The organism is Ensifer sp. (genome assembly GCF_031989085.1).
Classification (GTDB): domain Bacteria; phylum Pseudomonadota; class Alphaproteobacteria; order Rhizobiales; family Rhizobiaceae; genus Ensifer.
Genome location: NZ_DALZXU010000001.1, coordinates 2,286,989 through 2,309,244 on the forward strand (window position 1 = coordinate 2,286,989; position 22,256 = coordinate 2,309,244).

Sequence of the window (22,256 nt, forward strand, 5' to 3'; positions counted from 1 at the left end):
GCCAGGACCCGCATTCGCCGGCTGGCATCAGGCAATGCATGAAGCTGTCTTCACAGACTGCAGCCCGGATGCTTGTAGAGATCGGCCTGGGACAGATCGGGTGGGCATTGCGTCTTGCTGCCGCCGCTCTCGCCACATGCCGCCGCCTTGATCTGGGAGATCGCCGAATACTTGCCCTGGGAAACATGCACCCGCACGCAGACCTTGGTGCCGGCGTTCCACCAGGTATTGTTGCCGCCGACATCGACATAGCCGCGCGCCTGCATTTCGCTTTCCGCCCCAGGGGCGCGCGCGCCGACGAGATCCGCGATGTCGGACGGCGATTTGGCCAAGGCGCCTTGCGCGAAGACGAGTGACGACGCCAGGAAAATCATCGAACTTTTCAGCATGTGATCTACCCTCCATGGTGGGTTTCGAAGACCCTTCAACTTGGCTGTGCGGCGCCGCGGCCTGCTTGAAGCAATGGGCCCGCGAGCCGGGTGCCGACGATGATCGCCCGCCGCCCCTGAAGGCGGCGGGCAAATCGGCGGCCGTTAAGGCGTGACGATGTTGAACCAGAAGTCGAAGCTGTCGAGCATCGAGACGAGCTGGTTGAGCTTGGCGCTGTCGCCCGTGAGCTTCACCTTGCCGTCGGTCACGGCCTGGTCGAGCTTGGTTTCGCCGAGCACGATGCTGTCGAGTTCGGCGCGCGCAAGCGTGATCGTCGCGTCGGCCTTCTCGGCCTGCCGGTCCTTGGTGTTGTTCAACACGCCGTTTTCGAGTTCGACCAGGTACTTGCCGTCGGCACCGAAATCGAAGTTGAGCACGATGTGCGCGTCGGCGGCCTTTTCGGCATTGAGACGCACGCCGAGATAATCGAAGAACAGGTCGAGCGACATCGCCTTCACCGTATCCGGGCTTGCCGTGTTCGGCGTCGGCAGCTTCTTCACGCCTTCGCGCAGTTCCTTCGCACCCGTCAGGTAGAAGTTGCGCCAGGGGCCGGACTCGGCCTGATAGCCGAGCTGTTCCAGCGCATCGGCGACAAGGTCCTTGGCCGGCTGGTTGTTCGGGTCGGCAAAGACCACGTGGTTGGCGACCTGGGCCACCCAGCGATAGTCGCCGTCGGCGAAGGATTTCTTGGCCTTTTCGAGCACCGCGTCTGCGCCGCCCATGTACTCGACGTATTTCTTGCTCGCCTCGACCGGCGGCAGCTCATGCAGCGTCGAGGGGTTGCCGTCGAACCAGCCGAGATAGAGCACGTAGGTCGCGGCCACATCGTGGTAGATAGAGCCGTAATAGCCGCGGTTCGCCCAGAAATTGTCGAGGCTCGGTGGCAGTTTGAAGGTTTCGGCGATCTCCCGCATGGTCATGCCGTGGTTGACCATGCGCAGCGTCTCGTCGTTGATGTAGCGATAGAGATCACGCTGCTTTTCGAGCAGGTTTACCACCTTGGCGTTCGTCCAGGTCGGCCAGTGGTGCTGGGCGAACATCACCTCCGCCTTGTCGCCCCACATGACCAGCGCCTGGTTCAGGTATTTCGACCAGGGCAGCGGCTCGCGGATCTTGGCGCCGCGCAGCGAATAGGTGTTGTGCAGCGTGTGGGTCGCATCTTCCGCGGCCGAGATCGCCTTCTTCTCCTCGATGTACCAGAGCATTTCCGAAGGCGCTTCCGAGCCCGGCGCCATCATGAACTCGTAGGTTAGCCCGTCGATCGTCTCCTTCTGGCCGGTCTTGGTGATGATGTCAGTCGGCGCAATCAGCGTTACAGTACCGGCTGAGGTCGTGGTGCCAAGACCGGCACCCACCTGCCCCTTGGGATCGGGGTTGAGGAGATTGCCGTACATGTAGCTCGCCCGGCGGCTCATCGCCGTGCCCGCCATCACGTTTTCGGCGACCGCCGCCTCCAGGAAGCCTTCCGGCGCGTAGATCTTCACCTTGCCGGCAGCGACATCCTCTTCCGAGACCACCCCGCGCACGCCGCCATAGTGGTCGACATGGCTATGGGTGTAGATCACCGCCTTCACCGGTTTGGTGCCCCGGTTCTTGTAATAGAGGTCGATCGCCACCTTCGCGGTCTCGGCCGAAACCAGCGGATCGACGATGGTGATGCCTTCCTTGCCTTCGATGATCGTCATGTTGGAGAGGTCGAGATTGCGCACCTGGTAGATACCGTCCGTCACCTCGAACAGGCCGCTCATGGTGATCAGCTGGGATTGCCGCCACAGGCTCGGATTGACGGTCGCCGGCGCCGCCATACCCTCCTTGATGAAGCCGTACTGCTCCGGATTCCAGATCGCGTTGCCGCTCTCACCCTTGATAAGCTCGCTCGGCAGCGGTGCAATCAGACCCTTCTTGGCGTCATCGAAATCGCTGGTGTCGTTGAAGGGAAGCTGCTTGAGCAATTGGTCGTTTGCAGCCTTCGTCGCTTCGGTCGCATCTTTGGACGCCTGCTGGGCCTGTGCTGAAACTGCACCGGTTGCAATGAGGGCGATGATCGAGAGGCCTGATAGATATCGTTGAATTCGCATTCTCACTTCTCCTGCATGTATCCGGATGAAATGGCCGAGGCGGACTTGCCACCGTCGATGAGACTGCATTCGGCGAAAGCGTCAGAGCGCTTCCCGACAACGGTTCCTGCCGTCGAGGTCATTTACCTAGGCCTCCGGTGCGGATGAGGAAGTACGTAACTGTTAATTGTAACCATACGAATTCGTGATCAGGAGATGCGCGCTTCGGCCATCGGCGCCGCCTTCGGCTGCAATCGCAGGCCGAAGACCAGCGGCACCGCGATCGCATAGACGGCGACGACCGACAGCCAGATGGCGCCCGGCCATTGCGCGCGCACGACGAAATAGAGGCTCGAAAACGCCAGCGGGCTGATGATCGAGGCGAGGCTGACGACCGAGGCGAGCACGCCCTGGAGCTGGCCTTGCTCGCCGCCATCGACCTTGGAGGTCGCCAGCACCTGCAGCGCCGGCACGCCGATGCCGCCGAGCGCAAAGAGCGGCATGATCGCAAAGATCATCCAGCTATCGCGTGCGAGCGCCATGACGACGAGCGCTGCCGAGACCGCGGCGATCCCGATGAGGATCGTTGCGCGCGCGCCGAACAGCCTGACCGCCGGCCCCGGAAGGAAAGCCTGGGCAAGAGTCTGGCAGACGCCGAAGGTGCCGAGCGAAAGGCCGATCCAGAGACCGTTCCACTGGAAGGTATCGCTGCCCCAGAGCGCCCAGCAGGTGCCATAGGCCTCGCCGGTGGCGCTGAACAGGAAGAAGATGGCGACGATGGGCAGCAGGCCCCTGCCCGCAAGCACCGATCGCAAGGGCTTGAGCGGGTTGAGCGCCGAAAGATCGAGCGCCTCGCGACTGGGCGTGCGCGATTCCGGCAGCATGAAGAAGGCAAGCAGCAGGTTCAAGCCGTTGAGCGCGGCGGCAGCGACGAAAGGCAGCCGCAGCCAGGTATCGCCGAGCGCGCCGCCGATGACCGGGCCGATGATGAAGCCGATGCCGAACATGGCGTTGAACAGGCCGAAGCGGCGGGCGCGCTTCTCTTCCGGCGAAATGTCGGTGATGTAGGCCATCGCCACCGAGATGTTGGCGCTCGTCAGGCCCGCGATCGCCCGGCCGACGAACAGCAGCACGAGGTTGGGCGCAAAGGCGAGCAGCAGGTAGTTGACGGCAGCGCCCGCAAGCGAAATCAGAAGCACCGGCCGGCGGCCGAGCCGGTCGCTGAGCGCGCCGAGCACCGGCGCGAAGACGAACTGCATGGCCGCGTAAAGCGCGGTCATGGCGCCGATATAGGGCGCGACATTGTCGGTGTGCGCCACTTGCCTTAGCAGCGCCGGCAGGATGGGAAAGATGAGGCCGATGCCGACGGCATCGAGCACGATGGCAAGGAAAATGACGATAAGGGGTCTGGTCATGGCACGCTCCGGCGACCGCGTGGCCGCGGGCGCTCGACGGCACCGACGGCTCGCGTTCAGGGCTGGCGCACGATTGCCCTTCGTCGCAACGAGGAGAAATCATGCAGCGAATTGAAAGGCTTGCAGCGCATGGAACGCCATAGGCGACGCACGCGTGCTGCAAGGTGTCAGCTATCGATTTTGGGAGCCGCTGGCAGATCCCTGCTGGACGCAGGGATGAGATGTGCTTGACCGCCTGGACGCCAATTCGTCCACCTGTTTACTCCGCCACTGAGCGGATCAAGGGAAGCGGTCGCTTTTCGCGACGGGCGATAGATACGCCTGTCGGCGGCGGCGGGCAAGCCTCTTTTTGTGCGCCGGCCGGGAGATCGTCGCTGCGCCCGCCGGCGAAGCCTTCGGCCTGAGTGCGCTCCATCAGCCGTGTCGCCAGACCTTAACCGCCGCGACCAGCAGGATCACGGCGAGCAGATCGAGCACGATGGGCCGGTTTTCCCCGATCGCTGCAAACGGGACGGTTGCGGCCCGGAAGGGAAGAGCGGTCGCTACGTCGACGAGGCTTATCGCCTTGTTGAAGATGGCGGCGTCCAGAGCGGAAAAATGGAACAGGCCAATGAGCGGCGGCAGGCGGAACTCGGCGCCGCCGAGGCCGATAAGGTCCCCGTATGCACCGATCAGCGCGCCTGCGCCGAATGCGGCCGGGGCGCTGCGCGCAGGCGCGGACGATGTGTTGGCAGACGTTTCCATGGACGATACATATGTCCGAGTGCAAAGTTTCGCATCGTCAGCGGGTGCGAACAGATCGGCCGCTTTGGCGGTGGTCGATCTCGTCAGCGAAGGGACCTCTTTGTGAATAGCAAGCTACGCCGCGTCGTGCTCGTCGTCGCCCTGTTGAACCTTTGCTATTTCGGGGTCGAGTTCCTCGTGGCACTTGCGATCGGCTCCGTGTCGCTGATCGCCGATAGCGTCGACTTCCTGGAAGATGCGTCCGTCAACATCCTGATTTTCTTCGCCCTGGCCTGGACGGTGCGCAGCCGCGCACGGGTCGGCATGGCCATGGCGTTCATTCTGCTCGTCCCCGCGCTCGCCTTCCTGTGGACCGCCTGGGCGAAATTCATGGACCCGATCCCTCCGGAGCCGTTTGCCCTGTCGCTGACCGGCTTCGGCGCGCTTGTCGTCAACCTCTTCTGCGCATACCTGCTCGCCCAGTACCGCCATACCAGCGGCAGCCTGACGCGGGCGGCATTCCTGTCTGCCCGCAACGATGCCTTCGCCAACGTGGCGATCATTGGCGCGGGCCTGGCAACGGCTTACCTCTGGCATTCGGCCTGGCCGGATCTGATCGTGGGGCTCGGGATCGCGCTCATGAACATGGATGCGGCGCGGGAAGTCTGGGAAGCTGCGCGCGAGGAACACGACGCCGTGGCGTAATTCGCCGAGGCTCGAGCGAGCGACGGACGCGACGGCACAACAAGTGCATGCCCGCGCGCCGCTTACCGCGCAAGACCGGGTTCCATGCCAGACAGTACCGCCGCGCCAGGCGTTGCGCGGGAAACAATCACTTCAACTTGACGAGCGCCGGCGGCCAATAGGTGCCGTTCGCCACGCCGTCCTGCGGCCCGTAGAAGCGGAAGGTCAGGCGAAACGCCTGCCCCTTGGGGATCGGCAGCCAGTTTCCGTCAGGCGCGTCGGCCGGCTTGTCGGTGGCGAAATAGAGCGTCAGCGAGCCGTCCTGACCGAATTCCGGGTGCGTCTGCTCATTGAGCAGGAAGCGGTTCTTAGGGTTCGGCAACACCCGGTAGTGAAGGTTGTCGACGGCGATGACAGACCAGAAATATTTGGCGAAACGCGACGGCAACGCGTCCTTCGGGAAGGTCATCTTGTAGGCGTGGTCGCCATTGAGATCGCTGCCGCTGTCGTCCTTGCCGCCGCGATAATAGAGCACCTCTGGCTTGATGTTCGCCCAGATGCCGCCGCTGTTGATCAGCGTGCGCGCCAGATAGTCGAGGCCGTATTCGCCGACGACGCCGGGGCGTGCCCATCCGTTCTCCACGACGCCGTGCCCGATCGTCTGGCCGGCCTTGCCGATCTCGGCCACGGCATTCGCCTTGATGACCCCATCGACGCGGGCGTGCTCCTTCACGCTGTCCTTGACGGCGGCGGCGATCTTGCGCACGTCCGCCTGCCGCTTTTCAAGCCCGACGCTCAAGTCCGGCTCGCCGTCGAGCGCCGCGCCAGCGGCCTCGAAGGCCTCGACACCCGGAGGCTTGTCGAGATCGAAAATCGGCGTCTTGGCGATTTCGGGCAATTTCGGCGTTCCGGTCACGCGCAGCTTGAACTGATGCTGCAGCTCGACCGCCCGCTCCGGGTCGCTGCCGAGCGCCACCCGCGACAACACGCGCGCATGGCCAACCGGCAGGTCGATGCGCTTGATGTTTTCAGGCAGCTCCACCTTCGCGCCGCGCAGGCACACGGCAAAATCGCCCGAAGCCTTGCCCGGGAACAGCCGCTCGTTGATGTTGGCGAGCGTCTCGCCCCAGCCGTTCAGGAACTGGACGGTGAAATAACGGTCGCTGATGACAGGCACCGTGACGATGGTGCAGCTACTGTCGTCGACCGCAACCCATGCCTCGGAATAGGCGACATCCAGATTGGGGTTCGGCCAGTCGACGGCGCCGGGCTTCCTGTGGACCAGCTCGTTCCACTTGAAGCCCTCCTGGAAATCGAGCTGCTGCTGGCGCGTGATCAACAGGCGGCCGAGCAGATAGATATAGGCCTCGCTGATCTCCTCGTCGCTCGCCCGCCCGGCGCGCACCTCGCCGTCGGCAAGGGCGACCGCGCTGCCAAACACAGGCGCGCCCCCGAGCGCGAGGCCGCAAAGGAGCAAGAGACGGGTGGTGTGTTGCAGTCGTTTCACGGTCGCTTCTCCCTCTGTTGTCTCAAGGACGATGCGCCACGCCCGGCGACAAGAAAAGGATGTTACGGTTACGGCGTGGCCTGGCGAGCCGCCAGATGCGATGGCCCGCGCCGGCTCCAAGTGCCGGCGCCCCTGTTCGCCCCTCTGTCATCCGGCCTGCGGCGAACCATGCGCATGGATCACCGCATCCGCCTCCTTGCCGTAGAGCTCCTCGAAATGGTCGAAGCTCTTGGAGAAATAGCCGATCCCCTGCGTTGCCGAGCGTAGCGCGCGGGCAAGCTCGTCGAGTGCCGCACCCGGCACCAGCGCGCGAAAGACGTCCCAGCCCTTGGCCGCCTCGTCGCGGTCGAAGCCCAGCACCTGGCCCTTGAAGGTGGAAACCACCGGCACCAGGCTCCCGGAATAGATCGAGGGGATGTGGATCTCGACGCGCGCCACCGGCTGCATCAGGACGGCGGAGGCCTGCGACAGCGCCTGGCGCACGCCCATCTTGGCGGCGGCGCGAAAGGCAAATTCCGAGCTGTCGACCTGGTGGTGCTGACCGTCCGTCAGCGTCACGCCGACGTCGATCACCTGGAAGCCGAGCGGCCCTTTTTCCATCGCCTCGCGCGCGCCCGCCTCGATCGCGGGAATGAAGTTGCGCGGCACAGCGCCACCTTTCACCGTCTCGTTGAAGCTGAAGCCGCCGCCGCGCTCGTTCGGATGCACGCTGAGCTTGACGTCGGCAAACTGCCCCGCCCCGCCCGTCTGCTTGCGATGGCGGTAATGCACGTCGGAGGGTTTCAGCACGGTCTCGCGATAGGTCGGGCTCGGCGGCCGGTCGGTGACGCCGACATGGAAGACGTCGGCGAGCGTCTTGCAGAGATCGCGCAGATGCACCGGCCCCTGCACGCAGATCAGCTGCGCGCCCGTACCCTCCTCCTGCATCACCTTCAGGCTGCGATCGGTCTCGGCGAGCTTGGCGAGCGTGCCGGAAAGCTTGGTCTCGTCGCGCTCGCTGTCGGGCACGAGGATGCGCTCCAGCATCGGCGTCGGCGGCACCGTCCAGTCCGGAGCCTCGGCCGCAGCCGTCGCGCTCAGAAGGGCCGGCACCGGCAGGTGATCGGATTTGACCGCGGCAAAGATCGTGCCGGGTTCGGGCGTGCCGGTCGAAAGCGGCTTGCCGGTCGCCGGGTCCTGCACCGAGCCGAGGCCGCCGCCGCCGAGCGGCGCGCCCTGCTTGATACCGGCCGTAAGCGCCCTCACCAGCACGGTCTTGCCGACATTCTGACGGTGATAGGCGTGGAAGCTGACGGCCGAAAGCCCCGATACCGGGATCTTGCCCGCTTCGGCGAGCCGTTTTGTCAGCGCATCGACCGCGGGCGCCTCGTGCCTCAGCGCCTTCATCAGCCGCAGGATGCCGTTGCTGTGGCTGGCGGCGCCGACGAGTACCGGGATGATCCGGTTTTCCCGAAGCAGCCGTGAGGAAATGGCGTAGATCGTGTCGCTGGCCGGCTCCCGATCCTCGATCAGTTCTTCCAGCAGCCAGTCGTCGAATTCGGAGAGATGCTCGAGCAGCTCCGCGCGCGCTTCCTTCTCGCGCTCCAGCGCCCCATCGGGGATCTCGATCAGTGCCGAGGTCTGGCCCTCGCGGTAGCGCCAGGCGCGCTCCGAGATCAGGTCGCAACTGCCGACGATCTTGTCGCCCTCGCGGATCGGCACCTGGCGCAGGATCAGCATGTGGCTGGAATAGTCCTGGAGCGCCGCGATGACATCGCGCAACCGTCCGCGCGGCTCGTCCATGCGGTTGATGAAGATGATGCACGGCGTGCCCGACGCCTCGATCACCTTGAGATAGGGTGCTGCCAGCACCGCCTCTTCCGGCGCCGGCGAGACGCAGAGCACGCAGGCATCGCTCGCCAGCAGCGCGTGCTGGGCGTGGGCCAGCGCCTCGGTGCCGCCGGGCGCGTCCAGCGCGCACCAGGGCTCCTTGCCGATCTCGAATTCCGTGATGTTCAATCCGTATGGTGACGTGGCCTTTCTGGAGCTTTCCCCCAGCGCAGCCAGTTTTTCCACCAGCGTGGATTTTCCGGTCTGCGAAGGCCCAACTACCGTGAAGCAGCGCATCGGCGATCCTCCCCTATCGAGATCGCGAGAGCGCCCATGCGTTGCAACGCCCCGCCTTCTCTTAATTCTAGGGCAGCTTTGCGACTTTCAAAGGCATGGCGCCAAAACGCGCGCATCGGACCGGCGCGGTGACATGGCAGTGCCCGATAAACCGATTGCGAAACCGCATCAGTTTTGCCATAACTTCCTTCGTGAAGTCCGGGCCACCGGCATTGCGCCCGACGAAACCCTGTCCCAGGTCAAACGCACCGGAGATCGTTCGCATGTCGCTCACGCTCTACTATCATCCGCTCGCCTCCTTCTGCCACAAGGTGCTGATCGTGCTCTACGAGAACGAGACCCCCTTCGACGCGAGCCTGGTCGACCTGCTCGATCCCGCCGAGGCGGCGCGCTTTGCCGAGATGTGGCCGGCCGGCAAGATGCCGGTCCTGCGCGACAGCGACCGCGATGTCGTCGTGCCGGAAACCTCCGTCATCATCGAGTATCTCGATCGTCATTATCCGGGCAGCCACCCGCTGATCCCGTCTGACGGGAACGCGGCGCTGCAGGCAAGGCTCTGGGATCGCTTCTTCGATCTCTACATCCATGTGCCGATGCAGAAGATCGTCACCGATACCTTGCGCGCCAACGGAGAAAACGACCATCGCGGCGTCGCCGACGCCCGCGCTACGCTCGCCACCGCCTATGCCATGGCCGACCGGCATTTTTCCGCCAACGCCTTCGCCGGCGGGCCTGCCTTCAGCCTTGCCGATTGCGCGGCCGCGCCGGCGCTCTTTTATGCGGGGATCGTCGAACCTTTCGCCGACAGGCACCCGCATCTGTCAGCCTATTTCGAGCGGCTGCTCGAACGCCCGTCGATGCGCCGCGTGCTCGCCGAGGCGCAGCCCTACTTCCACATGTTTCCCTATAAGGATCTCATGCCAAAGCGGTTTCTGGCCGCCGGCTAACGTCCGTCACTGCCGCGCGACGAGCCGGGCCCCGCGCTGCGGCTTCGGGCGCAGCCAGCGGGTCCGGGCTATTCGACCGGCTTCGGCGGCGTGCCGATCGGGAACGACACGGTCACCAGACCGGCGGTGCCTTCGGCGCGGTTCTTTGCCGCAAACTCCTGGAACACCTTCAGGCGCAGCGACACCGGGGTCTCGCCCATCTTGAAATTGTAGCCGACCGTGCCGCCGAGTGCCGCCACCCGGCCCTTGAAATCGCCGAGCCGCGCGCCCGGGCCACTGTCGCCCGTGACCTGCTGGTAGAAGTAACCGACGATACCGGCCGAAAATGCCGGGGTGAACTGCTTGGAGAGCGCCCATTCCGCGTGGAATTCGGTGCCGGTGCGGTAGTCCGTCGCCGGGTTCTCGCCGTTGAAGGTGAAGCCGGCGGCGCCCGAGAGGTCGATACCGGTTTCCGGGTTGAACCAGGTTCCGGCAAAGGTCAGGTCGGCCGCCCAGCGGTTGAAGGAAAGATTGGCGATCTCGCCCTTCTGGTAGTCGCCGATCGGCACGTTGACGGCAAGGTTGGTCGACCAGTGGAAATCGCCTTCTTGCCAGCCGAGCGAGGCGCCGATCACCGGGTCGCCGATGGTGAAGATCGAATCCTCGACGCTACGGCTCAATCCGCCCAGGGATGCGGTCGCGTCGACTTTGGGGCCGCCAAAGGGAAGAATGGCGCTGAAGCCGAGATTGCCGCCCAGGACCTCCTCAGGCAAGACCCAGAGGCCGGTCACGAAATCAGCGATCAGCTTGACTTCGACGTCGGCGACCACCTGGCCGCCGACCGGCAGCTGGCGATTGCCGCCGAGCTCGCCGAAATAGAAATAGGTGTCGTTCTGCACATAGGTGCCGGGAGGGGCGAGCAGGCCCGCCAGCGGACCGCGCGCGCCGAGCAGATAGAAACCGGCGCCGTTTTCCGCCGCCTGCGCCACCTGAGGGCCAAGCAGGCCGGATGAAAATGCACAGGCGCCAAGGCCGACGGTTGCGAGCAGACGCGCAGCTGATCTCATGTGATTCCCCTCTTTCACAAAGCGGAGGTTATCACTTTAACGTGCACAAGCTACCCCTAAGACATGGGAGCAAGATGTCGCCCTGCCCGCGCCGTTGCGCCCCTAAGCCGGACGCGCAATGACGGGTTGCACGACGGTTTTGCCGGCGAGAACGTGCGGCGCGCTCCGCCCCAGCCGGCCCCGCGCTAGAATTGCGGCTGAAGCGCGCCCTCTTCGCTGTCTTCCGGTCCGCTGTCGCTCACCTTCGCAAGCTCCAGAACCTCGAGCACGCGGGCCAGTTCGAAGGCGGCCTGAAGATCGGTTTCAAACAGGGCGATGCTGACGTCGATCGGCTCCAGCCCCCCGCGTTCGGACGGCATTTCCCTTCTCCCGATCTCGTCCTGCACCCGGTAGAGATCGGCGCGGAGCGCATTGATATCGACGCCAAGGGTGTGCAGCACGATGTTGATCTTGCGTTGCAGGTAGCGCCGGGGCCCGGCCCCGAGTTCGGAGCGCAGGCCGAGGATCGACAGGAAGTTGACGAGGAACAGGTAGCCGTCTGTGCCGAGATCCGCATCGGGATAGCGCGGCAGGGCCCTGATGATCTCGCCGAAGCGCGGGCGCGAGCACAGGAAGATGTCGACGCGCAAGGCGGTGTCGATGAGATCGGTCCACTGCGCCTCGTCGAGCGGCCCAAGCGCGTCGAGTTCATGGTCGACATTGAAATAGGGCATGGCGCGCCGTGTGAGAATGAGCGCCAGCCGCAGCACCATGGGTGACATGGCCGCACCATCTGCGGCTTCGCTGCGCGCCATGCGAACGATGTCGGCATCGACGGTGCCGGATGCCATGCCGCGCATGCGGATGTGGTATTCCCGGCGCAGCATCCAGGTCTGGAGATAGGCAAGCCAGGCGATCCTGACCGGCTGCGACAGGGACCGGCGCAAGAGAAGATAGGCCGGCCCGATGACAGGCAGGCGGTAAAGGCGCAGGTCGTGCCGCTCGAAGCAATTGTGCTCGAAGCCCGCGAAAGGCTCGGCGAACAAGCGGGGGGCTTCCGCTTCGCTCACCGCAGGCACTCCTCGAGATCGTCGAGCACCCGCCGATAGCCGGCATCGCTCTTGCACACATCCGTGTGGTTGCGGCGATCGACCGTATAGAAGGGCGGATCCTGCGCGAAATCGCCGGGCTCGACGATGTTTTCATACTGGCCGATCGAGATCTTGGTCGCGACCAGGCATTTCAGCCGGCCGCGCGTCAGCCGTGTCAGAGTGCCGGCCTCCGCATCCCGCAGGAATTCCGATTTCGGCTTGAGGTCCTCGAGGATAGGCGCCCTGTAGAGCGCGCCTGCCCTCAGCGCCCCGAGCAGACCGGGTCCCTCCACCACGCCGCTCGCATTCTGCAACGCATTCGATCCCTTGTGGGCCGGCGCGAACAGCACGAGGTGGATATGGTCCGCATAGGCATCGTTGGCACGCGCCAGGTCCAGCGCCACCTGCCGCATGATCGCGCCGCCCAGCGAGTGCGCCACCACGACAACCCGTTCGTAGAGGAAGGGCTCGCGTTTGCGCCCGTGGTAGATGTAGCGATTGGAGAATTCGGCCGGGTCGGACAGCAGTCTGCGGAAAAGATCGAGCACCGAGCGGCTGATGACCTTTGCCCGGCTGCGCACGCTGTCATAGCCGACGAAGAGCACGTCGGCCCCGGAAAACAGCGCATCCCCGCGGATATAGGCACTGGCATTGTGCCAGGTCGCTTCGGCCGCACCGGTGAAGCCGTGCACGAAAACGACGAGCGTTCCCGGCGTGTCGAGGCACCAGAAGGCCGAACTGCCCACGCCGAAATCGATCCGGCCGAGACAATAGTGATTGCTCATTGCCCGCCCTTCCAACGCCTCTCTGCGCGCGATTATACAAGGCATTGCTCAAACACGCGATGCCTCCATTAGAAGTCGTATCGGCGTTGCACAGGCGGACGCGCACGGCCCGATCGTCACGCCTTGCGCTTGATCCGCTTGCCACCTTGCTCCGACCGCATCCGCCCCTAGTTTGTCATCGGACAGGACAGACAAAGGGGACAGCCAGATGGAATATCGACTGCTCGGCCGCTCCGGCCTGAAGATCTCGACGCTGACAATGGGAACCATGACGATCGGCGGCGGCGGCAAGTTCGCCCAGGTCGGCAATGTCGGCCTCGACGAGGCCCGCCGCTATGTCGACATGTGCCTCGATGCCGGCGTCAACCTGATCGACACGGCCGACATCTATTCCACCGGCGGCTCGGAGGAGATCATCGGCGATATCCTCGGGACCAAGCGCAAGAACGGCGTGCTTGTTGCCACCAAGGCGCGCTTCAACATGGGACCGGGCCCGAACGACGGCGGGCTCTCGCGCCACCACCTGATTGCCGCCTGCGAGGCGAGCCTGAAGCGGCTGAAGACCGACGTCATCGACCTCTACCAGGTGCATGAATGGGACGGCCAGACGCCGCTCGAGGAAACGATGGAAGCGCTCGATACGCTCGTGCGCCACGGCAAGGTGCGCTACATCGGCTGCTCCAATTATTCCGGCTGGCACATCATGAAGGCGCTCGGCGTGAGCGCGCTCGAGCGGCGCCACCGCTTCGTCAGCCAGCAGATCCACTATACGCTCGAGGCACGCGAGGCCGAGTACGAACTCCTGCCGATCGGCATCGACCAGGGGCTGGGCGTGCTCGTCTGGAGCCCGCTCGCCGGCGGTCTTCTCTCGGGCAAGCACCGGCGCAACCAGACGCCGGATGGAACCCGCCAGCTTGCCGGCTGGAACGAGCCGCCGATCCGCGACGAGGAGCGGCTGTGGAAGATCGTCGACATGCTCGTGGCGATCGCAAGCGAACGCGGCGTCTCGCCCGCGCAGATCGCGCTCGCCTGGCTGATCGACCGCAAGGGCGTGACCTCGGTGATCATCGGCGGCCGCCGCGAGGAACAGTTCCGCGACAATCTCGCCGCCGCCAGCCTGAAGCTATCGGACGAGGAACGCGAGCTGCTGGACGCCGTCAGCCTGCCACCGGTCATCTATCCCTATTGGCACCAGCTGCGCAGCGCCAAGGACAGGCTCGGCGAGGCCGACCTGTCGCTGCTGGCCCCGCATGTCTGAAGCGGGCAGCCCGGGCAAGGCGTTTGGCGCGACCTGCTGCCCAACGACGGGGGCGGCGCGGATGGCCGCCCGTGCCATTTGCCCCTGCGTCACCCTGTTTACGTAACGTCAAGCGCCATCAGCACGCTATCCCGGTAGACGCCATCGTGCTTCCATTCCCGGTGCCGGCGCCCTTCGACAACGAAGCCGAGCCTCGCGTAGAGACCGATTGCCGCGTCGTTGTCGTGCAGCACCGACAACTGGATCCGCTCGAGTTTCCGTGTCCTTGCCTGCTCCAGCGCCAGCACCAGCATGCCCTTTCCAATGCCCCGTCCCCGGTAGCCGGGCACGAGCCCCATGCCGAGCGTGCCGATATGCGCGTTGAGCGGGTTGTCGCGAGGCGCGATATCGCACCATCCGACGATGGCACCTTCCGCCGTCGCCACCACCTGTGGCGCCTGCATCTTCCGCAGGGACTGCCAGAAGGAGGCGTACCCATCGGCTGAAGGCGCCGTCAGGCGGGACAGCCAGCGTCCCTCATCGACGACAACGGCCAGGGCACGGTGGCAGCCTTCCATATCGGCATCGGCGGCGGGGCGTATATTGAGGCTCATTCGGGGGCTCGCATCCATCGGTTCATTTTATCCGGCACCACGCAGCGAGGCCTGCGCTCGGCTTCAGGATCTTTCGCGTTGATTTCGCGCCCGTGCAAGGCGGCGGGTTGTGAAAAGCAGCCTGAACGATCCACGTCATGCGGAACATTTGCTGGAACCGGCGGCATTGCGCCGTCCGTCGCTTCCGTGAGCCGGTTCTTTGGCATTGGTGCCCCCTTGCCACACGCAGCGCCCCTCATCCGGCCTGCCGGCCACCTTCTCCCCGCAAGCGGGGAGAAGGAAACCTGTCGCAGCCGGTCGTAATGAAAGTAAGGTCAGACAGCGCGTCCCCGCTCGGCAGCCAATGTGGTTTGGAGAAGCAGCCGTATTGCACGTCACCTCTCCCCGCCTGCGGGGAGAGGGTTAGGATGAGGGGCAAACCGGAAGTGAGCGGCAATCCACCGCCCCTTGACTTCCCGCCGAAACCCTCCATTTTATATCATATGATACGGCAGGCGACTTCATAGGAGATGACCATGGCCAATGCACAGCCAGCCTTTTCCCCCGACCGCGACGCGGAACGGCACGAGGAAGCCGTGATCGTCAAGGCGGTGGTCAAGGCCTGCGACCTCTGGAAGCTGACCAACAGGGAAGCATCGCAGCTGTTCGACGTGCCGATCGCCACCTGGAACCGGATGAAGGCCGGCGATTTCAAGGGCAGGCTCGACCAGGACAAGCGCATGCGCGCCAGTCTCATCGTCGGCATCTTCAAGGGCCTGCGGCTCTATTTCAACGGGCCGCTGACCTATCAGTGGCCGAAAGCGGTCAACACCGGCCCGGTGTTCGACGGCCAGTCGCCGGTCGACCTGATGATCGAGGGCGGCATCCCCGCGATGATGACCGTGCGGCGCTATCTCGACGGCCTGCGCGGCGGCCTATGATCCCTGAGATCGACTTCACCGATCCGGCCACCATCCGGCTGATCTCGACCGCCTATATCGACGAGCCGGCCGTGGCCCCGCTCTGCGACGACGATGACGACATCGAGATCCTCAACCGGCTGGAAGCCTTGACGTCGGCACGGCTGAGCCCGCTGGCCCTGCCCGCGGGCGTCAGCCCCGCCGAACTTTTGAATGACACGTTCGGCTATGGCTGGTCGCTGATCAACGCCGCCTTCTGCCACGCCCGCCCGCCGGGCAACCGCTTCAACACCGAGGATCGCGGCGCCTGGTACTGCGCCTTCGGCGACAACGCGCTCGAAACCTGCCAGGCGGAAATCGTCTATCATCGCACCCGGGCGCTTGCCGACGTCGGCATCTTCCAGGATATCGGCGCCTATCGCGAGCTGATCGCCGGCTTCACCTGCCGCTTTCACGATGTGCGCGGCAAAACCGGCGCCGCCTATCTCGGCCCCGACCCTGCCCTTGCCTATCCCGCCGGCCAGGCGCTCGCCGCCACCATCTTTGCAAGTGGCGGCAACGGCCTGATCTACCCCTCCGCCCGCCATCCCCAGGGCGAGTGCATCGCCGTCTTCCGCCCTGCCGTCATCCAGAACATCCGCCAGGGCCGCACCATCACCTTCGAATGGAAGGGCGCGCCGACGCCGACGATCCGGCACGAAGGCTGAAGCTTCCGCTTGCAGCCTCTTCCGACTTGGTCAGGGCATCATTTTTGAGCGGCCTGGCACGCCCTCAGCGCCTTGAAGGCGGCATCGGTGCCAGCCAGTTTGACGATGATCGGATTGCCGCCTGCGGGTGTAATCGTCACCGCCGTCTTCTTGGCCAGTTCGTAGATGAAGTCAGGATTGTTCACCCACACAAACGCGCCGCGGTAGCCGTCCATGACCTGGCCCTTGGCCTCGCCGCTGAATTTCTGGCCATCGACATCAAACAGAACCGCAAGCTTCTCGTTGGCAGCAACCTTGGCATCGGCTTTCGTGTAGAGCGCCATGTAGCCACGCAAGGCTGCGGTCGCATCGAGCCCCATCTGAATTTGCGTTCCGTCCGCGTTTGATTTGGTGATCAGGCATCCCGGCCCCATGTCTTCCTTCACCAGGATATCCCAGCCGGCCTCGGATCCGTATTTGCTCTGCGCTATCGCGCCCGTTGCAAACAAAGCCGAAAAAGCCACCGTAAGTCCAATTGCAATCGGCATTTTCATAGCAATCTCCTTTGGTTATCAGGAATTACCAAGCCAGATGCGGAGGAAGACGTCTGCAACAGCGCCCGATATGCTGCGCAGCAACGGCTTCAACACGAAGTTGCGCGCAGGAGAAAAGCGAGCAACTGCGGCTTTCTAATGGAAGCCGGAGAAATACTCTTGAGAGCCGCCGCTGGATTTGCACGCAAGATGCAATATCTCCCTGGATGGGCAGACGCTAAACTTGGAATGACTGGGGATGGCAAAGTGAAGCTGGCCGCTTGTGTCGGTCGGCGCCGCCCCTCGCAGCCTAGCGCGGCCCGCGATAGCGCAGCGCGTCGGCCACCAGCTGGAAGGCGGGCGACGTCTGGCGGCGGCTCGGGTAATAGAGGTGGTAGCCGGCAAAAGGCGGGCACCAGTCTGCCAGAACCTCCACCAGAAGGCCCGAAGCAAGGTGCGGCGCCACGGCGTCTTCCGGCAGATAGGCAAGGCCGAGCCCCTCCAGCGCCGCGTTCAGCCGGAGCGCGATGTTGTTGAATACGAGCTGGCCTTCGACGCGCACCTTCACCTCGCGGCCATCTTTCTCGAACTCCCAGGCATAGATGCCGCCATGGGTCGGCAGACGCAGGTTGATGCAATTGTGCTCCGTCAGCGCCTGCGGCGTCAGCGGCGTTTTGCGGGTGGCGAAATAGGCGGGTGCACCGACCACGACCATGCGCATGTCAGGCCCTATGCGCACGGCGATCATGTCTTTGGCCACCTGCTCGCCAAGGCGCACCCCGGCGTCGTAGCGCTCGGTGACGATATCGGTGAGGCCGTAGTCGACGATCACCTCGACATTCACGTCCGGATAGTCGGGCAATAGCCGGGCAAGCGCCGGAAAGAGGATGTGTTCGGCCGCATGTTCGCCGGCGGTGATGCGGATCGTGCCCGCCGGCTTGTCGCGCAGTTCGCTGAGCGCCGCCAGCTCCCGGTCGATCTCGTCGAGCCGCGGCCCGATCGACAGGAGCAGTCTTTCACCCGCCTCGGTCGGCGAAACGCTGCGCGTGGTGCGCGTCAAAAGCCTCAGGCCCAGCCGCGCCTCGAGCCCGCGGATCGTGTGGCTGAGCGCCGATTGCGAGACGCCGAGCTGCGCTGCCGCCTTGGTAAAGCTGCGTTCCCGTGCGACGGCAAGGAAGGCGATGAGGTCGCTGATCGGCTGGCGCGGCATTCATGAATTCCTCTCATAAGCGCTTGCGACATTTACCATCTAATCCCGATCAATCCCACGCCTTAAATTGCCTGAGACGACGCGGCCACAGCGGCCCGGACATCGGGCCCGATTGCGGGGCCCGCGCATTTGCAAGGGATCGACACCATGGACATCAAAAGAAGCGGCTCTGCCGCCTCGACCACGGGACCATCGGACTATTTCACCGGCACCGTGCGCATCGACGCCCCCTTCAGCGGTTCGCCGCCGGCGCGCATCGGTGGCGCCACCGTCACCTTCGAGCCCGGCGCACGCACCGCCTGGCACACACACCCGCTCGGCCAGACGCTGATCGTTCTTTCCGGCCTTGGCCGCGCCCAGCGCGAGGGCGGGCCGATTGAAGAAATCCGCCCCGGCGATATCGTCTGGTTCGCCCCGGGCGAAAAGCACTGGCACGGCGCCTCGCCGGCCGCCGCCATGACCCATATCGCGATCGCCGAAGCCCTCGACGGCAAGGTCGTCGACTGGCTGGAAAAGGTCAGCGACACGGACTATGCGGCGCAAACCAAGGCCGGCTGATCGCCGGCCGTCTGAGCGCGCTGGCCAATCCGGCCGCGCGCGCCATCTCTATCCCCGACACATCGGCACTCGAGACAAGGACCACCCCATGGAAAAGCGCACACTCGGCAAAAGCGGCCTTGACGTCTCCGCCCTCGGCCTCGGCTGCATGGGCCTGAGCTACGGCTACGGCCCGGCCACCGAAAAGCAGGCGGCCATCACCCTCATCCGCACCGCCTTCGAGCGCGGCGTCACCTTCTTCGACACCGCCGAGGCCTACGGCCCCTACAGGAACGAAGAGCTTCTCGGCGAAGCGCTCGCACCCATCCGCGACAAGGTGGTGATCGCCACCAAGTTCGGCTTCGACTTCAATGCGGAAGGCGGCCAGAGCGGCATGAACAGCCGGCCCGAGCAGATCCGCAAGGTCGCGGACGCAGCACTGAAGCGCCTGAAGACCGACGTGATCGATCTGTTCTACCAGCATCGCGTCGACCCCAACGTGCCGATCGAGGATGTCGCCGGCACCGTGAGACGGCTGATCGAAGAGGGCAAGGTCCGGCACTTCGGCCTCTCGGAGGCCGGCGCGCAGACGATCCGCAAGGCCCATGCGGAACAGAGGGTCGCAGCGCTGCAGAGCGAATATTCGCTGTGGTGGCGCGAGCCCGAGGCAGAGATCCTGCCGCTGCTCGAAGAGCTCGGCATCGGCCTCGTGCCCTTCAGCCCGCTCGGCAAGGGGTTCCTCACCGGCGCCATCAATGCCGAGACCACCTTCGACGCCAAGGATTTCCGCAATTCCGTGCCGCGCTTTACGCCTGAAGCGCGAAAGGCCAACCAGGCGCTGGTCGATCTGCTTGGCCAGATCGCCGCACGCAAGGAGGCGACATCGGCACAGGTAGCACTTGCCTGGCTGCTGGCGCAGAAGCCTTGGATCGTGCCGATCCCCGGCACCACCAAGCTTGGCCGGCTCGATGAAAACATCGGCGCTGCCGGCTTGCATCTCACTGCGGGCGATCTCGGCGAAATCGCCGAGGCGCTGGCCACGGTCACCATCGAGGGTGCGCGCTATCCGGCGCATCTGCAGGCCCGCGTCGGCCGCTGACGCCGTTTCGGCAAGAGGAAAAGCGATGACAGAGAACATCCGCGACAAGGTCGTCGTCATCACCGGCGCCAGCAGCGGCCTCGGCGAGGCGACGGTTCGCCGGCTTGCCCGCGAGGGCGCCCGGCTGGTGCTCGGCGCCCGCCGCATCGACAGGCTGCAGGCGCTCGCCCGCGAACTTTCCCTCGGCGAGGAGGCAGCGCTTCAGACCGACGTTACGTCGTTCGATGAGGTCAAGCGCCTGGTCGACCACGCGGTCAGGCTCCATGGCCGCATCGACGTCCTGCTCAACAACGCCGGCCTGATGCCGCACTCGCCGCTCGAGCGCTGCAAGGTCGAGGACTGGGACCGCACCATCGACGTCAACCTCAAGGGCGTGCTCTATGGCATCGGCGCCGCACTGCCGCACATGAAGGCGCAGAAGAGCGGCCACATCATCAACGTCTCCTCCGTCGCCGGCCACAAGGTCAATCCAGGCGGCGCGGTCTATGCCGCAACCAAGCACGGCGTGCGCGTCATCTCGGAAGGGCTGCGCCAGGAGGTGAAGCCCTACAACATCCGCACCACCATCATTTCGCCCGGCGCGGTGGCAACCGAGCTGCCCGACAGCGTCACGGAGACGGACGTCGCGGAAAATGTGCGCGCCCTCTACCAGCGTGTGGCGATCCCGGCCGACAGTTTTGCCCGCGCCGTGGTCTTCGCCATGAGCCAGCCTGAGGATGTGGATATCAACGAGATCCTGTTCCGGCCGACCGCGCAGGAATACTGAGGCGTTCTTCTTCTCGCCTGCACAAAAACAGACGGCCGGCGCCAGGCGCCGGCCGTCGATTTCGCTTCAGGATGAGACCGGGTCGCCCGGCCTTAGCGCGGCGCCAGGCTCTCCAGTTCGCCGAGCCGCTTCATCGCCGCCTGCTGCGCCAGCCAGCTGTAGCCGATGCCGCTGGCATTGAGCGTGCTGCCGCTCTGGAACGGATAATCGTTGAAGTCCTGGAAGAACTCCTTGATCTTGGCCTGGATTGGCACCAGCAACCACATGTTCCTGGCGACGAACTCCATGGACTCGCCGCCTTCCTTGATGCCGCGCTCGTAGGGATCCATCCTCAGGTTGGTGATGTTGGCCCAGCTCGGCACTTCGCGCGTCGCTGTCGCGATATTGCCTTCGCTGTTGACCGCGAAGCTGAGCTTCCAGTCGTTCCATCTGATCGCGTTGAGGTTGCCGCCCTGGTCGAAATAGTAGACCGCATCACGCGCCGGCTGCTTGGCTTCACCCTTGAGCGTACTCGTCAGGTCGTAGCCGTCGAGATGCACCTTGAAGGTCTTGGACGTGCCCTTGAAGCCCGCCTTCATCTCTTCCTTGACGTCGGCGATGCCGGCGGCCGTCGCAAACGTCGGCAACCAGTCCATCAGCGTCACGGGGTCGTTGATCTGCGTGCCCGGCTTCACCACGCCCGGCCAGCGCACCATCATCGGGATGCGGAAGCCGCCTTCCCAGGTCGTGCCCTTTTCGCCGTGGAACATGGTCATGGCACCATCGGGCCAAAGAGCGATCTCGGCGCCGTTGTCGGTGGTGTAGAGCACGATGGTATTTTCGGTAATGCCGAGGTCGTCGAGCTGCTGCAGCAACTGCCCGACGTGACCGTCATGCTCGACCATGCCGTCGGCATGAATGCCCTTGCCGGTCTTGCCCATCGACTCCGCCTTCAGATGCGTGAAGACGTGCATGCGGGTCGAGTTGAACCAGCAGAAGAACGGCTTGTCGGCCTTGACCTGGCGGTCGATGTAATCCTTGGCAGCGGCGAGGAACTCCTCGTCGATGGTTTCCATGCGCTTGGTGTTGAGCGCGCCTGTGTCTTCGATCTTGCCGTCGGCGCTGGACTTGATGACCCCGCGCGGGCCGAACTTCTTCTTGAACTCCGGATCCTTCGGATAGAAGTAACCTTCCGGCTCCTCCTCGGCGTTGAGGTGGTAGAGGTTGCCGAAGAATTCGTCGAAGCCGTGTTTGGTCGGCAGGTGCTCGTCGCGGTCGCCCAGGTGGTTCTTGCCGAACTGGCCGGTGGAGTAGCCCTTGGCCTTCAGGACGTCGGCGATCGTCGGCATCCAGTCCTGGATGCCATGCGGGTCGCCGGGCATGCCGATGGTGAGCAGGCCGGTGCGGAACGGCTCCTGGCCGAGAATGAACGAGGCGCGCCCCGCCGTGCAGCTGTTCTGACCGTAGCTGTCGGTGAAGATCGCACCCTCGGCCGCGATGCGGTCGATATTGGGCGTGCGATAGCCCATCAGGCCCATCGTATAGGCGCTGATCTGCGGAATGCCGATGTCGTCGCCGAAGATGACGAGGATGTTCGGCGGCTTGCCGCTTCCGGCAGCAGGCTGCTGCTGGGCCTTGGCCGCATTCAGCGGCGCGCCCGAGCCGACCATGGCGGCAGCGGCAAAGATCGTGCCGCCAAGAAGCAGGCTGCGACGATCGACGTCGAGCGTGTTCTGGGTCTCGTTGCTGGATGGCTTATCGACATTCTCAACCATGCTCATCGTCTCCTGTTCGCGAGGACTGCGGTCGTCGATTGCATTGAAACTCTGGTGTTCGAACGTGTCTGAAAGGGCCGCGAGGGATGACCGAGCCCAACTTTGCGTTATCGGTCCGGGCACGGATCATGGCCCGCCGATCACGATTGGAA

The 22,256-nt window shown here is 64.5% G+C and carries 21 protein-coding genes and 1 pseudogene; 8 read left to right on the forward strand and 14 right to left on the reverse strand.

The genetic code is table 11. The annotated features are described in order from the left end of the window. Positions 1 to 50: 50 nt before the first annotated feature. The 4 genes and pseudogenes from RTP54_RS11200 to RTP54_RS11215 all read right to left on the reverse strand — a co-directional run. On the reverse strand, positions 51 to 389 hold the full coding sequence (locus RTP54_RS11200; RefSeq protein WP_312362629.1) for a hypothetical protein: 339 nt from the start codon (positions 387 to 389) through the stop codon (positions 51 to 53). Positions 390 to 533: 144 nt separating this feature from the next. After that, on the reverse strand, positions 534 to 2,507 hold the full coding sequence (locus RTP54_RS11205; RefSeq protein ID WP_312362631.1) for an alkyl sulfatase dimerization domain-containing protein: 1,974 nt from the start codon (positions 2,505 to 2,507) through the stop codon (positions 534 to 536). A gap of 188 nt (positions 2,508 to 2,695) precedes the next feature. Further along, positions 2,696 to 3,901 (reverse strand): TCR/Tet family MFS transporter, encoded by a 1,206-nt coding sequence (locus tag RTP54_RS11210; protein ID WP_409517100.1) that lies wholly within the window; start codon positions 3,899 to 3,901, stop codon positions 2,696 to 2,698. A gap of 441 nt (positions 3,902 to 4,342) precedes the next feature. Next, positions 4,343 to 4,645, reverse strand: a pseudogene (locus RTP54_RS11215) (sulfite exporter TauE/SafE family protein); the annotation flags it as partial. A 102-nt stretch (positions 4,646 to 4,747) separates the two neighbouring features. On the opposite strand from RTP54_RS11215, the gene RTP54_RS11220 reads away from it, so the two are divergent. Further along, positions 4,748 to 5,329 (forward strand): cation transporter, encoded by a 582-nt coding sequence (locus RTP54_RS11220; protein WP_112810896.1) that lies wholly within the window; start codon positions 4,748 to 4,750, stop codon positions 5,327 to 5,329. A gap of 127 nt (positions 5,330 to 5,456) precedes the next feature. Here RTP54_RS11220 and RTP54_RS11225 read toward each other — a convergent pair whose 3' ends face one another. The 3 genes from RTP54_RS11225 to RTP54_RS11235 all read right to left on the reverse strand — a co-directional run bounded on the left by RTP54_RS11225 (position 5,457) and on the right by RTP54_RS11235 (position 9,195). After that, the gene (locus tag RTP54_RS11225) at positions 5,457 to 6,815 is read right to left on the reverse strand and encodes a DUF1214 domain-containing protein (RefSeq protein WP_312362636.1); all 1,359 of its coding nucleotides are present in this window, start codon (positions 6,813 to 6,815) and stop codon (positions 5,457 to 5,459) included. Positions 6,816 to 6,962: 147 nt separating this feature from the next. After that, the gene (locus RTP54_RS11230; protein ID WP_112816246.1) at positions 6,963 to 8,921 is read right to left on the reverse strand and encodes an elongation factor G; all 1,959 of its coding nucleotides are present in this window, start codon (positions 8,919 to 8,921) and stop codon (positions 6,963 to 6,965) included. A 67-nt stretch (positions 8,922 to 8,988) separates the two neighbouring features. Beyond that, positions 8,989 to 9,195 carry a hypothetical protein gene (locus RTP54_RS11235; protein WP_312362638.1) on the reverse strand — a complete coding sequence of 69 codons (207 nt, stop codon included), beginning with the start codon at positions 9,193 to 9,195 and terminating at the stop codon, positions 8,989 to 8,991. Between RTP54_RS11235 and RTP54_RS11240 the strand changes: the two genes are divergently transcribed. Then, the gene (locus RTP54_RS11240) at positions 9,185 to 9,868 is read left to right on the forward strand and encodes a glutathione S-transferase family protein (RefSeq protein ID WP_312362640.1); all 684 of its coding nucleotides are present in this window, start codon (positions 9,185 to 9,187) and stop codon (positions 9,866 to 9,868) included. The genes RTP54_RS11235 and RTP54_RS11240 overlap by 11 nt on opposite strands. A 68-nt stretch (positions 9,869 to 9,936) precedes the next feature. Here RTP54_RS11240 and RTP54_RS11245 read toward each other — a convergent pair whose 3' ends face one another. The 3 genes from RTP54_RS11245 to RTP54_RS11255 all read right to left on the reverse strand — a co-directional run bounded on the left by RTP54_RS11245 (position 9,937) and on the right by RTP54_RS11255 (position 12,769). Next, the gene (locus RTP54_RS11245; protein WP_312362641.1) at positions 9,937 to 10,914 is read right to left on the reverse strand and encodes a transporter; all 978 of its coding nucleotides are present in this window, start codon (positions 10,912 to 10,914) and stop codon (positions 9,937 to 9,939) included. 185 nt (positions 10,915 to 11,099) lie between these two features. Further along, positions 11,100 to 11,963 carry a hypothetical protein gene (locus RTP54_RS11250; protein WP_162703618.1) on the reverse strand — a complete coding sequence of 288 codons (864 nt, stop codon included), beginning with the start codon at positions 11,961 to 11,963 and terminating at the stop codon, positions 11,100 to 11,102. Then, positions 11,960 to 12,769 carry an esterase/lipase family protein gene (locus RTP54_RS11255; RefSeq protein WP_162703617.1) on the reverse strand — a complete coding sequence of 270 codons (810 nt, stop codon included), beginning with the start codon at positions 12,767 to 12,769 and terminating at the stop codon, positions 11,960 to 11,962. Before RTP54_RS11255 ends, RTP54_RS11250 begins: the two co-directional genes overlap by 4 nt. Before the next feature lie 208 nt (positions 12,770 to 12,977). Here RTP54_RS11255 and RTP54_RS11260 point away from each other — a divergent pair, with 208 nt between their 5' ends. Further along, a complete protein-coding gene (locus RTP54_RS11260) occupies positions 12,978 to 14,027 on the forward strand; it encodes an aldo/keto reductase (protein ID WP_312362643.1) in 1,050 nt (349 codons plus the stop codon). Positions 14,028 to 14,125: 98 nt separating this feature from the next. On the opposite strand, the gene RTP54_RS11265 is transcribed toward RTP54_RS11260, so the two are convergent. Further along, positions 14,126 to 14,620, reverse strand: a complete 495-nt coding sequence (locus RTP54_RS11265) for a GNAT family protein (protein WP_312362645.1) — start codon at positions 14,618 to 14,620, stop codon at positions 14,126 to 14,128. Between the two features lie 515 nt (positions 14,621 to 15,135). Here RTP54_RS11265 and RTP54_RS11270 point away from each other — a divergent pair. After that, entirely contained in the window at positions 15,136 to 15,540 is a 405-nt protein-coding gene (locus tag RTP54_RS11270) for an antitoxin Xre-like helix-turn-helix domain-containing protein (RefSeq protein WP_312362647.1), read from the forward strand. Then, positions 15,537 to 16,226: an RES family NAD+ phosphorylase gene (locus RTP54_RS11275; protein WP_312362649.1), complete on the forward strand. Its 690-nt coding sequence runs from the start codon at positions 15,537 to 15,539 to the stop codon at positions 16,224 to 16,226. Before RTP54_RS11270 ends, RTP54_RS11275 begins: the two co-directional genes overlap by 4 nt. A 38-nt stretch (positions 16,227 to 16,264) precedes the next feature. Here the strand turns inward: RTP54_RS11275 and RTP54_RS11280 are convergent, their stop codons facing one another. Beyond that, the gene (locus tag RTP54_RS11280) at positions 16,265 to 16,759 is read right to left on the reverse strand and encodes a hypothetical protein (protein WP_312362650.1); all 495 of its coding nucleotides are present in this window, start codon (positions 16,757 to 16,759) and stop codon (positions 16,265 to 16,267) included. Between the two features lie 289 nt (positions 16,760 to 17,048). Next, positions 17,049 to 17,948, reverse strand: a complete 900-nt coding sequence (locus RTP54_RS11285) for a LysR family transcriptional regulator (RefSeq protein WP_312362652.1) — start codon at positions 17,946 to 17,948, stop codon at positions 17,049 to 17,051. Positions 17,949 to 18,095: 147 nt separating this feature from the next. Here RTP54_RS11285 and RTP54_RS11290 point away from each other — a divergent pair, with 147 nt between their 5' ends. From RTP54_RS11290 to RTP54_RS11300, 3 genes are all read left to right on the forward strand, one after another. Continuing rightward, the gene (locus tag RTP54_RS11290) at positions 18,096 to 18,506 is read left to right on the forward strand and encodes a cupin domain-containing protein (RefSeq protein ID WP_312362654.1); all 411 of its coding nucleotides are present in this window, start codon (positions 18,096 to 18,098) and stop codon (positions 18,504 to 18,506) included. An 88-nt stretch (positions 18,507 to 18,594) separates the two neighbouring features. After that, a complete protein-coding gene (locus tag RTP54_RS11295) occupies positions 18,595 to 19,584 on the forward strand; it encodes an aldo/keto reductase (RefSeq protein ID WP_112833111.1) in 990 nt (329 codons plus the stop codon). A 25-nt stretch (positions 19,585 to 19,609) separates the two neighbouring features. Continuing rightward, positions 19,610 to 20,350, forward strand: coding sequence for an SDR family oxidoreductase (locus tag RTP54_RS11300; RefSeq protein WP_112833112.1), 741 nt, complete (start codon positions 19,610 to 19,612; stop codon positions 20,348 to 20,350). Positions 20,351 to 20,442: 92 nt separating this feature from the next. On the opposite strand, the gene RTP54_RS11305 is transcribed toward RTP54_RS11300, so the two are convergent. Beyond that, complete coding sequence (locus tag RTP54_RS11305; protein WP_112816234.1) at positions 20,443 to 22,104, reverse strand: arylsulfatase; 1,662 nt, start codon at positions 22,102 to 22,104, stop codon at positions 20,443 to 20,445. Positions 22,105 to 22,256: the final 152 nt, after the last annotated feature.